Annotated in this window: 13 protein-coding genes; 9 read left to right on the plus strand and 4 right to left on the minus strand. The window is 49.5% G+C overall.

The genetic code is table 11. The features are described 5' to 3' along the window. Positions 1 to 4 precede the first annotated feature (4 nt). From C1752_RS08655 to C1752_RS08665, 3 genes are all read left to right on the plus strand, one after another. Positions 5 to 634: a response regulator gene (locus C1752_RS08655; protein WP_110985661.1), complete on the plus strand. Its 630-nt coding sequence runs from the start codon at positions 5 to 7 to the stop codon at positions 632 to 634. Between the two features lie 377 nt (positions 635 to 1011). After that, a complete protein-coding gene (locus tag C1752_RS08660) occupies positions 1012 to 1578 on the plus strand; it encodes a DsbA family protein (protein ID WP_110985662.1) in 567 nt (188 codons plus the stop codon). Positions 1579 to 1649: 71 nt separating this feature from the next. Then, on the plus strand, positions 1650 to 2492 hold the full coding sequence (locus C1752_RS08665; RefSeq protein WP_110985663.1) for a helix-turn-helix domain-containing protein: 843 nt from the start codon (positions 1650 to 1652) through the stop codon (positions 2490 to 2492). A gap of 168 nt (positions 2493 to 2660) precedes the next feature. On the opposite strand, the gene C1752_RS08670 is transcribed toward C1752_RS08665, so the two are convergent. Next, complete coding sequence (locus C1752_RS08670; protein ID WP_110985664.1) at positions 2661 to 4259, minus strand: B12-binding domain-containing radical SAM protein; 1599 nt, start codon at positions 4257 to 4259, stop codon at positions 2661 to 2663. A 374-nt stretch (positions 4260 to 4633) separates the two neighbouring features. Between C1752_RS08670 and C1752_RS08675 the strand changes: the two genes are divergently transcribed. After that, positions 4634 to 6985 carry a PP2C family protein-serine/threonine phosphatase gene (locus C1752_RS08675; RefSeq protein ID WP_110985665.1) on the plus strand — a complete coding sequence of 784 codons (2352 nt, stop codon included), beginning with the start codon at positions 4634 to 4636 and terminating at the stop codon, positions 6983 to 6985. Positions 6986 to 7033: 48 nt separating this feature from the next. Then, entirely contained in the window at positions 7034 to 8065 is a 1032-nt protein-coding gene (locus C1752_RS08680) for an SIS domain-containing protein (RefSeq protein WP_110985666.1), read from the plus strand. Between the two features lie 109 nt (positions 8066 to 8174). On the opposite strand, the gene leuA is transcribed toward C1752_RS08680, so the two are convergent. Next, positions 8175 to 9818, minus strand: coding sequence for a 2-isopropylmalate synthase (leuA, locus tag C1752_RS08685; protein ID WP_110985667.1), 1644 nt, complete (start codon positions 9816 to 9818; stop codon positions 8175 to 8177). Between the two features lie 691 nt (positions 9819 to 10509). Then, complete coding sequence (gene fabI, locus C1752_RS08690; RefSeq protein WP_110985668.1) at positions 10510 to 11286, minus strand: enoyl-ACP reductase FabI; 777 nt, start codon at positions 11284 to 11286, stop codon at positions 10510 to 10512. Between the two features lie 396 nt (positions 11287 to 11682). On the opposite strand from fabI, the gene ntcA reads away from it, so the two are divergent. Continuing rightward, positions 11683 to 12348 (plus strand): global nitrogen regulator NtcA, encoded by a 666-nt coding sequence (gene ntcA, locus C1752_RS08695; RefSeq protein WP_110985830.1) that lies wholly within the window; start codon positions 11683 to 11685, stop codon positions 12346 to 12348. 233 nt (positions 12349 to 12581) lie between these two features. Here the strand turns inward: ntcA and C1752_RS08700 are convergent, their stop codons facing one another. Beyond that, positions 12582 to 12761 carry a transposase gene (locus tag C1752_RS08700; RefSeq protein WP_110985669.1) on the minus strand — a complete coding sequence of 60 codons (180 nt, stop codon included), beginning with the start codon at positions 12759 to 12761 and terminating at the stop codon, positions 12582 to 12584. Positions 12762 to 13250: 489 nt separating this feature from the next. Between C1752_RS08700 and C1752_RS08705 the strand changes: the two genes are divergently transcribed. The 3 genes from C1752_RS08705 (at position 13251) to C1752_RS08715 (ending at position 16044) form a co-directional block, all read left to right on the plus strand. Beyond that, positions 13251 to 14450, plus strand: a complete 1200-nt coding sequence (locus C1752_RS08705) for a glycosyltransferase family 61 protein (protein ID WP_158535045.1) — start codon at positions 13251 to 13253, stop codon at positions 14448 to 14450. Positions 14451 to 14521: 71 nt separating this feature from the next. Further along, positions 14522 to 15232: a ribose-5-phosphate isomerase RpiA gene (gene rpiA / locus C1752_RS08710; RefSeq protein WP_110985671.1), complete on the plus strand. Its 711-nt coding sequence runs from the start codon at positions 14522 to 14524 to the stop codon at positions 15230 to 15232. Between the two features lie 98 nt (positions 15233 to 15330). Next, a complete protein-coding gene (locus C1752_RS08715) occupies positions 15331 to 16044 on the plus strand; it encodes a hypothetical protein (RefSeq protein ID WP_110985672.1) in 714 nt (237 codons plus the stop codon). Positions 16045 to 16047: the final 3 nt, after the last annotated feature.

The following is a 16047-nucleotide window of genomic DNA, read 5'->3' on the forward strand; positions in this document are numbered from 1 at the left end:
TGGAATGTCCGTAGCCCCTATTCGCGTGCTAGTCGTTGAAGATCACAGCGTTGTCCGTCAGGGGATTGTCTCTATTTTGAGCCAAGAGGCTGATATCACCGTCATTGCTGAGGCCCAAGATGGCCTGGAGGCAGTAGAGCTACACGCCGTTCAGCAGCCGGACCTCACTCTCATGGATCTGCGGATGCCAAACCTCGACGGGGTGGATGCGATCGCAAAAATCCGAGCGCAAACCCCCAGCGCCAACATCATCATTCTGACCACCTACGACACTGACGAAGACATTTATCGAGGACTCCATGCCGGGGCCAGAGGCTACATTCTCAAAGACACCACCGCCCCAGAGCTAATCAACGCCATTCGCACCGTCCACGGGGGGCAGCGCTATATTCCCCCTGAAGTTGCGCTCAAGCTGGCGGACAGAATTGACGGTACGGCTCTAACCGACCGCGAACTGGAAGTTCTGCAGTTTCTGAGTAAGGGGAACAGCAACCAAGACATTGCCGGTCACCTTTCTATTTCTGAGGGAACCGTCAAGTTCCATATCAATAATATTTTTTCTAAGCTAGGAGTGAGTGATCGCACCCAGGCTGTGATCACAGCTTTGAAGCGGGGCCTCGCACGTCTCGATTAGCAGAGAAACCACCCGAACCTGAGCGGGCTAGTTTGATAAACCGACTAAAGCAGATTGCCCTAACCAGAAAGGCAAAACTTCCCTGTCGTCGATCGCCCTCCATCTTTGTCCTAATGCTGCAAGCACAGTCCATTGCAGTGAACTTTTCTGACTAGCCCGTACTTTATTCGCGGGAGGAAGTTTGCCAACAGTACTTGTACTCAGATGACCAACCTAGCCAAAAGTTAGGGATATCATCCGGCAGAAAGACTAGGTTGATTCTTTGCCCCACGGCTAGCGACCTCACTAGTCTTTCTTGCTATAAAAAGTCATGCCTGACTGCAGGCGACGCCTAGCATATATTTTCCTAGGATTAGTTTTGAAGGCAACACTTCATAATGATAGATTCAAATCTAGATTATTCCCCCATGACGCTCCTGCGTCCGTGCGATCACATTCAAGGTCGGCCAGAAAAAAATATTACGTTGGTGGCCTATGGCGACTACCAGAATCTTCGTTCAGGTCAAGCTTACTTCATGATCAAAAATTTACTAAAGACCTTTAATGATCAACTTTGTTTTGTCTATCGACACTTTCCTCAGGCCGCTTCTCGATCTGCAGCCTGGAAGGCTGCAGAAGCTGCGGAGGTGGCCTCTGATCAAGGTAAGTTCTGGGAAATGCACGATATTCTAGCAAGAAATCATCTCGCACTAGATGACTGTGACTTAGTCAGCTATGCGGATCAGGCGGGTCTTAATATTCCGCAGTTTTTATGCGGGATGGCAAGTCACGTTCACACCCATAAAGTTGAGGCAGATGTTGAGAGTGGTAAAGCAAATGGTGTGATAGATATACCCACATTTTTTACAACAATCCGCTCTCAAGACATCCAGCATATCAATGGGCTTATGCATCAGATTGCAGAGATAAAAAATACCTTTTCGCGAATGAATAATGAATGCTAACCGCTGATCTATTGAATTATTTGCAAGAGAGTGTTGCCTTCTCTTGAAAATAAAAACAGTCAAGCTTCACAATGAGTATTCAACAGCAGTTAGGTGAACCTGATTATATATCTGAAGGGTTTGAGTTTTACGCCGGTACTGAATCATCCGTCCACTATCACGATCACAGGCATGCAGAAATTGAGATTGTACTGGTTCTCAATGCTGCTGAGGTTCATGTGGCGTGGCAGACGAGTCGCAATCAACACCAAGAGCGACAGTTAGGGAGTAACCAGCTTTGTATTATTCCGTCTCAGCAACTTCATAGTCTCTGGTGGGAAGATACGGCTGAATATATTTTTATTTTTCTGCGTCCTACTTTTTTACAACGCACGGCCCACGACTGGGTTCAAGGGAGTTCCATTGAACTGAAGGAGCAATATGCGATCGCAAATTCTCTCATTCAGTCCCTTGCCCTCACCATGCGATCCACCCTAAGTGCTGAGACGCTTGATCACCTCTATCTTGACTCACTGATCAATGTACTCGTGATCCACTTGCTTAAGACCTATGCCGATTGTCAGTTAACCACCCCGGCCCCGCTTAAGACGGCATCTAAGCAGGGGCTGAACAAGGTCATCGACTACATTGATGAGTCTCTCGACCAAGATTTACGACTTATCAAGCTGGCAGAGGTGGCGAACATGAGCGAGAGCAGCTTTTGTCATCAGTTCAAAGCACGCATGGGTACCTCTCCCCATCAATATGTGATTCAACAGCGCATCAAGCGAGCAAAGCTTTTACTGTTAAATCGTGATTTGTCCATTGTTGAAATTGCGTACCGGTGCGGCTTCAACAGCCAGAGTCACCTAACCATTTACTTCCGACAGCATACGGGCATGACGCCCAATGCCTATCGTACAACTCATATCTGAACCCAGATTAGGGTGCTGAAGTCTCATTCTCGGGATCTTGCAGCATCCTGTCAGACGTGGGGTTTCGTTATATGGCGGTATACCTAATTGATGACGACATCAAAATCGCAAAACACCCTGTCTGCTAAAGAGGAGACATCCTAACTCAGCCGGGTACTGTGATACCCGTTACGCCACCATTGCTGGCTGGCTATGCTTCACTAACGTCGCTTCCGGCAATGGCCCCCGCAAGTGTGACCAAGGTAAAACCTGAGTCGTCGGCCAGGTCTCAAACACGTAGAACTCCATCGGCGGAAGCTGACCGCGCAGTTCTTTGAAAGCGCGACGGTAGCTGCCAACAGAATCACCATAGTGGCGGGTCAGCTCCAGCAGCCGGGATAGACGACGATCGCCCCTCGATAGCAACGTCTGAATAACCGACCAGTTATAGCTTTCTGGTCGAAAATCAATGCCGTTCGAGCGTAGCCCTTTTTGCAGCAGCTTCAGTCGCTTTTGGGCGGTCGGATCGACCCCAAACCACTGGAAAGGGGTGTGAGCCTTAGGGACAAAGGTGCTGCATCCCAGCGTTAGCCGAAAACCTGGAACCTGTCGCTTGAGATCTAGGAGTAGCTTAATCGTGGCCTCTACATCTGCCTCAGTCTCTTGCGGCAGGCCAACCATACCGTAGAACTTAATGCCCTTGAGACCACCTGCCTTGGCGTTGGCAGTGGCCTCAAAAATCTGATCTTGCTCCAGCTTCTTGTTAATCAGTTCACGAATCCGTTCAGAGCCGCTTTCAATGGCAATGGTGACCGATCTCGTGTCGTGATTGGCCAGCGTCTGCGCTAGCTTTTCCGTCACGGTATTGGTGCGGACCGAGGCAATACTAAGGCGCACGTCATCACAAGCGGGTCGATCAAAGTAGGCTAGCAAATCGTCAAACTCGGGATGCTGTGTCACGGAAGCTCCCAACAATCCAATTCGACGGGTCACCTTTAAACCTCGCTCAATGGCGGGGATGAGCGAATCGGTAACGCTTGGGGTCCGGAACGGCAGTGTTAGGTAGCTCGCTAAACAAAAGCGACACATCTCCGGGCAACTCCGCACCACTTCCACCATGTAGATGCTTTCCCAGGCGGCTTTTTCGGTGACGACGGTGGAGCTAGAGAGGGTATTGCCTCGGTAGGTTTGCTTTTCTACGCAGGGTGGGATGTCGGTGAGCGGGGTGATAGTTGCGATCGCACCTTCTCGATCTTCATAAATCACCTCATAAAGGCTAGGAACATAGACACCTGGAACCCGTGCCAGAGCTTGAAGCTGCACCGATCGCTCTGCCCTACGGACCTGCTGATAAGCCGTAATAAATTGGTTCAGTAAATCTTCGCCATCCCCCAACAGAATCACATCAAAAAACTCTGCGAATGGCTCTGGGTTCGCCGTCAGCACCGGGCCGCCCCCAAAAACCAGGGGATGAGCCGACGAGCGCTCTGCGGCCCGAATTGGAACGTCAAGCTGCTCTAGCAGGTTCAAGATATTGACATAATCCAGCTCCCAAGACATCGAGAACCCCAGCAGGTCTGGCTGATGCGGTAGAGGCTCCTGCAGGTCAGTGAACAGACGGCTGACGGCCAGCCTGGGCTGACTGGCGAGTAGCGCCCACACCGTCTGATACCCCAAACTGGTAATGCCAACGCTGTAGGTATTAGGAAAAGCAAAAATCAGCGAAATGGCCTCGGAATCGGGCGACGCTGGCGTAAAAAGTAAATGTTCAGAACGGAAAGCAGACACGCAGAATTGAGCTAGGTTAGAGGACCACTGCCTTCTAATCTAGTGGATTCTCTCAACTGCAGTCGCATCACCTGACGTATAACCTGAACATTCAGGGCATCCTATTGCTATTGCAGTCGATCGGTGAGGGGGAACCGTGGCAGGTTCGGATTGGCATCACGCCGTTAGACCCTCGTTGCGATCCGCTATTCTGGCAAAGATACGGCGGGAAGTACAGTTACAAAACTTTGCGGAATATCTTCTTAGGTTTTTTATGTCAGGATTGCCCTTGGTAATTGAGTGTCAGGTTAAAGAAAATGAAGTTTAAAAATGGGTTAGAAACAGACAAATTGACGAGTGCTGGCCCAAAGTGGTGCACTGGATAGGGAAAGCTTATGCCAAATACCTTACCGACTCTCTATTGCCCTAACCCTAGATGTCAGGCAAAAAACACCGAACTTGACCCGCAGTGCCAAGAATGTGGTTCAGCACTACCCAAGCGCTATCTGTGGGTGATGGGGCTAGATGGCAAACCAGGCGAAACCCTCGCGGATCGCTACGCGTTTCGTGGACCTAACGTAGTCCTAGACACGCAGATCAACCTGCCGCTCAAGCTCAATACCGATCTTCCCAACGGCCTAATTCCCTATCTGAAGCTGTTTCCCTATCGGCTGCATGTGCCACAGCTCTATACGGTGATTCCGCCAAAGCGCAAAAAAGACTTCCCCATCGTGCTGCTGGAGCAGGCTCCTCTCAGTGCCGCTGACTTTTTTGAGACAGAGAGCGTCAATGGGGCAACTGATTTTTTAGTCAGTCCAGGACTTTCTCTGATCGACTCTTGGCCCTACGCACAGCCGCTGCGCCAGGTTAACTGGCTTTGGCAAATGGCCCAGCTTTGGCAGCCCTTCTTGATTCAAGGCGTTGCTTCTACCTTACTCCAGCCCGATCTCTTAAGGGTCGAAGAGCGTTTGCTACGCGTGCTAGAGCTGCATCCAGAGTTTGAAGAGACCCCGACTCTGGCACATTTAGGGAGTCTATGGCAGCAGTGGCTACCCGGAGCAGCAGAACCGCTGGCTCCAGATTTTGAGAAGCTGTGTCAGGCTCTCATCCAAGGCTCTCTCTCTTCACCCGAGCTGCTCCTAGATCAGCTTGAACAGCTTTTAGTACGTCACCAGGAACCTTACCAGCTCAAGATTGATATCTCTGCCCGCACCGACACAGGGCAGATGCGGAATCATAACGAAGATGCCTGCTACCCGGGTCACACCATTCTTGAGCAAAATTCCCTAGAGCGGCTGGCTGTGGTCTGTGACGGTGTCGGTGGACATGATGGCGGTGAAGTAGCGTCAGCTATTGCGATTGAGGCAATGACCTCTCATCTCACACAGCTGCAGCAGGGGGCTTTACCCACTGATGTTGTCATTGCTGAACTAGAGGCCGCCACGTTTCAGGCCAACGATCTAATCAGTGAGCGAAATGACGAAGAGAAACGGCAAGAGCGCCGACGAATGGGGACAACGCTGGTCACGACCCTGATTCACAATCAGCAGGCCTACCTGACCCATATTGGCGATAGTCGAGCTTACCTAATTACGGCGGTGGGCTGCTATCAGTTAACGGTGGATGACGATATCGCCAGTCGAGAAGTGCGGCTGGGCTATATCCCCTATCGAGACGCCTTGAAGCAGCCTGCTTCCGGCTCATTGACACAGGCTTTAGGGATGGCCCCATCATCCGTTCTGCGGCCCACGGTACAGCGCCTAGTTCTAGATGAAGACTGCGTGATTCTGCTCTGCTCTGATGGCCTCAGTGACTACGATCGGGTTGAGGCACTGTGGCGGACCGAGGTGCTACCGCTGCTGCGTCAAGAAACGGACTTGGTCACCGTCACCAAACGCTTAATTGAGCAGGCCAATGAATTGAATGGTCACGACAACATTACAGTGGCACTTTTACATTGTCGTGTGGATCGGTCTCGTGTGCCTAGAACCACAGCAGGCTCACGTCGGACACAGCTTCAGAGTCCTGTCACAACCAGTGCCCAACCAGCGCCCCCGGCGGCAATGGCCTCGCCTAGCGATCCAGCCTCTGGTTCATGGAAAAGCTGGGCGCTTGCGGGCCTCTTAGGGGCGCTTGCCCTCGCAGGATTGGCCTATTTCTTTCTGCGCCCCAAGCCTGACCCCTTTCTAGTTGCCACTTCCACGGTTCCTGAGAAGATTGAGCTGTCATTTGAGCAACTGGCAGCAGATACCCTGCTAGAGATTCAGCCGAGCAATCAACAAGAGACGGCCCTGCAGGTTTGGCCGCAGAGTCAGCCTCCGACAACCGATCCCGGTAGCACACCAGCAAGCATCCCGTTTGCAAAAGGGAGTATTGTGCGGATCGTGGGTTTACTCGAGAATTTTCCAGATGTAGAGCCACCGACCTCTGATGCCGATGTCTGGCTCAAGATTCAAATCTGTTCGCCCGTGCTGTCTTCCAATGCTACGCCAGGGAGTGTTCCTGGAGTGGCGGTTGAATCAGAAGCAGCGGGTCAAGCTTCACCGCTACTAGAGGAGCCGCCGACCGTTGCTTCGCCACCCGGAGAGACATCCGCTACCAGTCAGCCTCAAGTGGGCTGGGTCCGCTGGACTGATCTGCAAAAGCAGGTTGTCCTTAAAGCGGATGCCCCTGCCTTTAGCGCTCCCTTTTGTGGACGTTCTGTTGATGGAATTGGCGAAGTGCCAATCGGTGGTGAAGTCTTATAATTGTGGGTCCTTAGAGCTGACTTATTACAGAGGGACTAGGTCAAGGATATGAGCTATCTGGCGAATATTTTAGAGCAGCCTGCTGTGTTGCGATCGCAACTCCATACCTACAAAGAACACGAAATCTGGCAGCAAATCCAGCAGCAAGATCACACTACCGTTGTCCTCACGGGCATGGGAGCATCGTTCAACGCCCTCTATCCCACCTGGTTTTATCTGCATCAGCAGGGCATTCCGGCGGTCCACATTGAAGCTTCTGAGCTGATTCACTACAGCGACTCGCTTCTAAAGCAGCGCTGTTTGTTAGTAGTGGTTTCGCAATCAGGGACCAGCGTTGAGATTGGCCGCATCATTGAGCGCGTTCAGGCCAGCGGTGCTAAGCCCTTTATTGTTAGCGTCACGACCAATGCCGATAATAATTTGGCACAGAACAGCAATCTACAGCTTTGTACGCAAGCAGGAGCGGAGGTAGGCGTCGCCACCAAGACCTACACCAGTACGCTGTTGCTGCTGCACTGGCTGGGACGGGCGATTGCGGGACAGCTCAAGCCGGAAGATTATATTGCAGGGGATGCGATCGCAACTGCCACTGAGCAGGTCTTAGAAAATTGGTCGACCTGGATCGAGTCAGCCTATCAACGGCTCCAGGACACCACCTACGTTGCATTAATCGGGAGAGGCCCATCGTTAACCTCAGCGCTCAATGGCGGCTTAATTCTCAAAGAAGCCGTCAGACTCCCGGCAGAAGGTTTCTCAGGCGGTCGCTTCCGTCACGGACCGATGGAGCTGCTGTCATCGCAGGTGGGCTGCATTGTCTTTACAACTCCCGGTCAAACGCTGGAACTCAGTCAGCATCTAGCGACAGATATTGCGAATCGTGGCGGGCAGTTGGTGACGATTGGAGAGGCAATTTCAGATGCTGCTCCCCATGCTCATCTAGCTCTGCCAGAGGTCGATGAAGCCCTCAGCCCCATTCTGGAGATTTTAGGCCCTCAGCTCTTAGCGGCAAAGCTAGCGGAGCAAAAAGGACTTATCCCTGGTGAATTTCGCTGGAGCGGCAAGGTTGTCCATACGGAGTAAGGGGCAGGTCTCGCTCGCTCCGATAGGTGAATGCACAGCAAATGCTCCTGTTGTTCTCAATGGTCCCGTGAGGCATAAACTTCACGGGACCAGCTACGACAGGCTCTAACTATGGATGCTTTCGGTTGCAAGCACTGAGAATGGCTAATAGGGAAGCTGTGACAATATTGGGATGAATTCCCACGCCGTAGCTGCCTTTTTGCTCTTGCGCTGACTTTAGCTGGATAGTTGCGATCGCAACCGCATCACTCCCCTGCTCCAGAGCGCGCTCCTCATAATGACAAACCTGCAAATCTTGATCCAGAGCATTCAAAAAAGCATCAATCGGCCCATTCCCCTCCCCTTGAATCTTGAGAGGCTGTTGCTCACGCTCCAATTCAGCCACAATTTTCCATCCTGATCGAGTTTCACTCATCTGATGAGACTGATACTTAAACGGACTCCCCTGCAGATATTCACGCGTAAACAACTGCCATAAATCGGCTGATGACAGCTCCTGTCCAACCGTATCCATTGTTTTCTGCACGACTTGACCAAACTCAATCTGCAGCGGACGCGGCAGCACCAAACCATAATCACGCTCCAACAAGAAAGCAATGCCCCCTTTCCCAGACTGGCTGTTGACCCGTACCACCGACTCATAGGTGCGACCCACATCTGCCGGATCCATCGGCAAATAGGGAACCTGCCATAGTTCATCTGATTTTTGAACCGCAAAACCCTTCTTAATCGCATCTTGATGAGAGCCTGAGAACGCAGTAAAAACAAGCTCTCCAGCATAGGGATGACGAGGATGAATCGGCAACTGTGTACAGTCCTGAGCGACTTGAGCCACCTCATCAATCTGGCTAAAATCCAGCCCCGGATGAATGCCCTGAGTATATAAATTCATCGCCAGGGTCACCAGATCAACATTGCCGGTTCGTTCTCCATTGCCGAACAAACAGCCCTCAACACGTTCTGCCCCCGCCATCTGGGCCAGCTCCGCCGCTGCAATGCCACAACCGCGATCATTGTGGGTATGTACGCAAAGAATAACGCTGTCTCTAGGAATGAGGTGTCGATGCATCCACTCCACTTGGTCAGCAAAGACATTAGGCGTTGCCACTTCGACACTGGCAGGCAGATTGATGATCGCCTGATGCTGAGGCGTGGGCCGCCAAATATCCAGGACTGCGTTACAAATATTTCGAGCAAAATCCAGTTCCGTTGAAGTGAATACCTCTGGAGAATATTGGAACTGCCACCGCGTTTCAGGATGTTCAGCAGCAAGATCGTAGACAAGCTGAGCCGCAGTTGTTGCAAGGTCGATGGTTTGGTCTTGATCCCGCCCAAATACAATACGACGGAAGGCTGGGGCAGTCGCGTTATAGACGTGCACAATTGCCTGGGGAACCCCTTTCAATGCGGCAAAAGTACGGTGAATCAAATCTTCTCGCGCAGGGACAAGCACTTGAATGACCACATCGTCGGGAATCAAACAGTGTTCAATTAAATAGCGAACAAAATCAAACTCGGCTTGAGAAGCAGAGGGGAAACCCACTTCAATTTCTTTGAATCCAATTTGAACCAGCAGGTTGAACATCTGCAGCTTTTGAGCCGGATTCATCGGTTCTATCAGTGCTTGGTTACCGTCTCGCAGGTCGGTACTGAGCCAGATAGGTGGCCTCGAAATACTCTTGGCGGGCCAAGTACGGTCGGACAAATCAATGGGTTGAAAAGATTGGTACTTGGTTTGAGGCTGAATCAACATTTTCGTTTTCTCCGGTGTGGTTTGTATGCGGCGGAGAGTGGGCTGTCAGTGTGCCGAGCTGTCTTCTGACAACCCACCAATAGTCGTAGCCCCAGAAAAGATTGAAGTCGCAGCATAGAATTACTCCAGATCAGCAAAAAATAGAATGAGCAAGCGCACATCAAAGTGCATGTCCATATAGAAGAGACATTCAAAAAATTGTTCTGAAACCTAGTCAGCAAAAACTCACCCTCTAGGTCAGAGGTGACAGTCCCTTATTGAAAGCGGGTAAAAGTGATATGTGATTAGATAGTGCGCCCAAGGCGCAGCAGCAGTTGTAGCCCTAATAAAAGGCTAGACAACAAACGTAGAGATAACTGCTGGCAAATCATGCAGGTGAATATCTAGGAGATAAATCAAGAGCCATAAGCTCAATTATCATTCTATTAGGTTACCCTAACTTATCTAAGAATATCTGGCCATCGCGCAGTGCCAATGGTCCACTCTGGAAACATCCCACCTTGGCATTGAGCAATTAAGCCTGTAGCAATCAGATCCATAGGTGACACTGCAGCTTGACCGAAAGACCTAGGTCATCAGCATCAACAACTGCGCTGTAACGGAGCCACGATTTCGAGTGCTAAGTGCTTTGCGAAAGTGGGAGGTTCTTAGAGTGCTGTTATCGATCAGGGCATGATCATCGCCCTAAAATCTACATACCCATAATGCAGTAGCCAGAATCCACATAAATAATTTGGCCAGTGATTCCGCTTGCCAAATCACTGCTCAGAAAAGCAGCCGTATTTCCGACTTCTGTTTGAGTGACGGTGCGCTTGAGCGGTGCCATCTCTTCAACATGGTGAATCATATCCAAAATACCGCCCACCGCCGATGAAGCCAGCGTGCGAATGGGGCCAGCCGAGATACCATTGACGCGAATATTCTGAGAGCCAAGCTCAGAGGCTAAATACTTCACATTCATCTCTAGGGCCGCCTTCGCAATCCCCATCACATTGTAGTTAGGAATCACCTGTACCCCTCCGAGGTAGCTTAGCGTGATAATGCTGCCTCCCTCAGTCATTAAAGGCTTTGCAGCAGCACTAAGCTGGATCAGAGAGTAGGCACTGACATCCAAAGCCAAGTTGAAGCCCTCTAGGCTCGTCTGACTAAAATCACCCGTCAAGTCATCTCGATTCGCAAAAGCCAGACAGTGGATCAAAATATCGATCTTGCCCCACTGATCTTTAATCGTTTGAAACGTGGTGTCAACTTGGGCCTGATCCTGGACGTTGCAGGGCAGGAACAGGCTAGGCGCAAGTGGTTCAACCAGCTTCTTTACCTTGCCTTCATTGCGACCTTTGTCGTCGGGGAGATAGGTGACCCCTAAATTGGCCCCGGCTGCTTGGAGCTGCTGAGCAATGCCCCAAGCAATCGAGCGATTGTTTGCAATCCCAGTGACGAGGGCATTCTTTCCGGTCAAGTTCAGCATGGCTTATGTTTAAGTGACAGACTATTTGGACAATGAGGCTGAAATATCGCTTAAAAAGCGTAGAGATGGCGAAATAAAAGCTAATTTGCTAAAAAATACCGCTAAAGTAGATATTTTTTAGCTGTTTCTTATTTTGCACGAACGATTCTGTATCAAATAATACACACAAACCTCTGCGAGTCCGCTTAAGTAGTCTAGATGCCTCTTTAGGCGAGGACTAGACGTGATTGGACTTCCTCGGCTATAGACGCAGGAGCGAGGTCACAGGCGATCTCATTGCGAAAATCAAGTGGTACCGACAGTTAAGAGCCTTGCATCTATATCAAGTGTTTCACATGTCGTGCCTTCTTTAAGTCCTATGAGTAGAGAAAAATCCGGGGCAAAGCAAGCATGATTATGACTCAAGTTAGTCCTCTAGCAGCCGTTTTTCGTCAGATGAGCAACGGTCAGTTTCCGCCAGTGGCTGAGACGTTTGAGCGTGGCAAGACCATTTTCTTCCCCGGCGATCCTGCAGAGCGGGTCTATTTCTTGATTCGAGGCGCCGTTAAGTTATCCCGAGTTTACGAAGCGGGGGAAGAGATTACGGTGGCGCTCCTGCGAGAAAACAGCGTGTTCGGTGTTCTGTCACTGTTGACTCAGCAACGGTCTGATCGCTTCTATCATGCGGTGGCTTTTACGCAAACAGAGCTGTTGTCGGTGCCGACTGAACAGGTTGAAAAAGCCATGAAAGAAGATTCTGAGCTGCCGATGGTGCTGATGCGGGGTTTGTCTTCTCGGATCTTGCAAACAGAAATGATGATTGAAACGCTAGCCCATCGGGATATGGCGTCAAGGCTAGTCAGCTTTTTGCTGATTCTATGCAAGGATTTTGGGGTTCAAAGCGGTCCAGGTATTACCATTGACCTCAAGCTGTCTCACCAAGCGATTGCGGAAGCGATTGGTTCAACGAGGGTCACGGTCACCCGCCTGCTAGGCGAGCTGAGGGATCAAGAAAAAATTTCGATCCACAAGAAAAAGATCACGGTTCATAACCCAATGCAGTTGGGACAAGAGTTTGCCTAAGGGTTACCCTGGCACGGTCACGCGTGATTGTTGAAGGCCGTAAACCCAGATCTGTAGCGGCACACGTATTGCTGAGTACACAAAAATGTCTGAAACCCATCTGTGCTAATGAAGGGCTGTCCTAACTCAGCCGGGTACTGCTGTATTGCATTAAAAATTTAAACGACGTACAGCCTCGAAGTGGATGTACGACAGCCTTTACGCCAGTTGCGAAAGTAGGTGTAGACCGTTTGCTACGCGAGAAAGTCACCGGGCAGTCCTCGCCAAGTGCGGCCTTCACACAGGATGTAGAAAATAGCATTGAGGAGCAGCAGGTCTGTTCCAGGGCGATCTCTGCGTTTGGCTACAGGCAAAAGAGACTCTAAGAGTTCTCCTTGTTCTAGAGTGAGGTCGCTCGGATATGATTTACGCATTGCTCTTTGGTGGCTATTGTTTGGTAACGACAGCCTATAACCAAAGGGCTTTTCTTATGGAAATCTCGAATTCTCAAACATCCTCTTAGAGACCTAGGCGGAATCGGCCTGCCACCTTTTCTCAACATACAAGGCGGATTTTGCTTGTGTCGCTGCGGTTGCAACCGCCAAGTGAGAAGGTTCTCTCAGTCTTTTATTTATAAAGCAAAATTGATAGGCCATCATACCAAAAGCGACTTGGATTAACACCTTACCAAGATATGAATGATTTTAGCAATATCTACTTGTATTTTTTGTTGATCTATGGATCTAAAGTCGGCAAAAAATATTTTTCTAGCGCTGAATTCATGCACTTATAGTCCTTTTAGGAATCTTTATAATCCATGTTTTCCTTATACGCTATTATCTTTTTATCTCTGCGATGTAAAATCTGTGCAGCCAATAGCATCAGCGAAAAATTTATCTCCGATGATAACTCTTAGGGAGATCATGAAAATTCTCCTAAGACCCTTTAGATACCCTGTGGTTAGGATATTTCTAAAAATATCTAGGGTAGAAGATTTATGTAGCCAAAACTTAGTAGAGCAATTCCTCGCTCGCATATTAATCACTGCCGCTAAGAGCTATGAGCTAGTCAAAATAACCTCGCTTGAAAAAATTTACGGAGAGGATCTTGTCAAAATCAGTGCAGTGCCTTGTGAAACAATGGCAACACCGGAAGCCCCACAACTTCCTCTATTACCCAAGTATCGGCGATTTCAAGCAGAGACCTACACAACGCCCTCAAGCTATACAACAACATTGGAAGGGGTTATTTACTGTCCTGAATATAATCTTCTGTTAACAGAAGACAGAGAAATAATATCTGAATCGGTTCTCTCGGGTTGGATGAATGCGCATCTGAAGCGCGGGGTTACGTGGGAGGCACTTCATCAAGAGAACCTAGAAGTTATCAGCGGCTACAGCAGCATTATTCGAGGGTCTCCCGATTCATATTCACACGCCGTTATTGATAATATTTCTCGGGCGTTCTTGCTTGGCCACCCAGAATACTCCTGCATCGAAGAGATCAAGCTTTTATGCCCCTATCCATATCCTTTACAAGATCTAGAAAATTATTTTCTTGAAAGACTCTTGCCAAAGAACGTGAGCATGTATCCCGTTATTTCTGGAAAGCTCTACTACATTGAAAAGCTTATCTTCCCTTCTTATCTAACCGAAGAAGGTACGCATCTTTTACCTTCCTTCTGTCTAGATGAAATTCGCTCTAGATTTATGCCAGATCGACCTCGGCGTAAAAACAAGCGGATATTGATTTCTCGAATCAAAGCTGCTGAGACGCTATCCAAACGTCACATTCTCAATGAGCAAGCGCTGTATAAAGAACTAAGGGGACTGGGTTATCAGAGATATGTATTAGAAGATATGACGATTGCAGATAAGATCGAGCTATTCTACGATGCAGAATCTGTGATTGGAGCGGAGGGGGCTGGACTTACGCACTGTATCTTCTCGGAGGCCATCAACCTCTTAGCTCTAACGCCACGGACTGCAATAACGCCCTATTTCTATTTCATCAGTAAATCTCTAGGCCATAATTTTCACTATCTTTTGGGTGAAAAAAACGTGCATTACACAAATTTTCATGTCAACGTCTCACAGGTCATGGAAGTCGTCAGCGCTTTTTAAGCCTCTGCGCAGTAAGGCAGAGACAGATTTCGGTTTACACTGGTCAACGATACAGACGCCAGAGGTTAAGCATGAGTGACGCAATGGATCCGGTCAAGTTAATGAAGCAGCAGGTGGGTAAAGCCGCCGCTGACCGGGTTAAATCAGGCTCCATTGTGGGTTTAGGCACTGGATCGACGACAGCCTTTGCCATTCAGTTCTTAGGCGATCGCATCAAGTCCGGTGAGCTAACCGACATTAAAGGCGTTCCTACTTCGTTTCAAGCCTCTGTATTAGCCAAGCAGTACGGCATTCCCCTCACAACGCTAGATGAAGTTGAGCGTATCCATATCGGCATTGACGGCGCAGATGAAGTCGATCCTGCCAAGAATCTGATTAAGGGCGGTGGTGCAGCTCATACCCGCGAAAAAGTTGTAGATTCCTTAGCCGAAGAGTTTATTGTTGTCGTCGATCAGTCCAAGATTGTCGATGCCTTGGGTTCCACCTTTCCGGTCCCTGTAGAAGTTTTGCCGATGGCGATTGCCCCTGTCATGCGAGCCTTAGAGAAGTTGGGCGGTAAGACCGATTTGCGAATGGGTGTCAATAAAGATGGTCCAGTGATCACTGATCAGGGCAATATGGTGATTGATACGAAATTTGAATCCATCGCCAATCCACCGGAGCTAGAAGCGATCCTCAACAATATTCCTGGTGTGCTCGAAAACGGAATTTTTGTAAATGTGACCGATTTAGTTTTGATCGGTGAGATCAAAGATGGTCAGCCCATTGTGAGAGAGATGTAGCCTTGTGTTCTAAGTTGCTGCTTGCTTTAGATCTCGCATTGATGTGCTGTTTGAGCACGTGGGTACTCTAGTCCAAGAGTCGAATACCTACTAGAGCCGTGCAAGACTTCTATGAGATCACAAGTGCTGCCACCGAAGAACAGCGCCAAAACTTAGCTGAGCTGACTGGTTCAGGATTTGGTAGCGCACCAGATACTCTTTGCAATCATATCCGGTATTTAAGATTTGGAAGCATCGGGCAAATCTTCTGCTACACCTCTTGGAAGCAAGTTGTGACAGATGTTGCAGATCAAGTGGCTATCAGCTGGTCTGAGGTCTTGGGTGATCGCACATGGCATGACTTATCGACGCAAGAGATTGAAGATGCCGTCGTTGTGAAGCAGTTTCAACATCTGTTGGAGCAGTTAAGACCAGAACAACGGCAACACCTCCTAATGGATCTGACACGAGAAAGTGACGATCCTCATCTTGAAGGTTTTCTGCTAGGCGGCGGCGCAATGCTTGCAGCAAGAATGAGCGGTTTCGGTGTTTATGTGCTCGCGAGCACTGTACTAGGGAGCCTGACGGGTGCGTTAGGTATCACCTTACCCTTTGCTGTTTATATGGGCGTGAGCCAGACTCTTGCACTCGTTCTTGGCCCTGTCGGGTGGGCAGCATTAGCTGGAGGAGTCTTATTCTCGCTTAATCAGCCCAATTGGAACCGGCTAGTTTTGTCTGTCCTACATATTGCGACACTGCGACATTCCGCGACCCCATCAGGAGCGACAGCAGAACAGCAGTATTCTAAAGCAGGTTCTATTGCTGTAGGTTGAAGT

The sequence above is a fragment of the Acaryochloris thomasi RCC1774 genome (assembly GCF_003231495.1).
Classification (GTDB): Bacteria; Cyanobacteriota; Cyanobacteriia; order Thermosynechococcales; family Thermosynechococcaceae; genus RCC1774.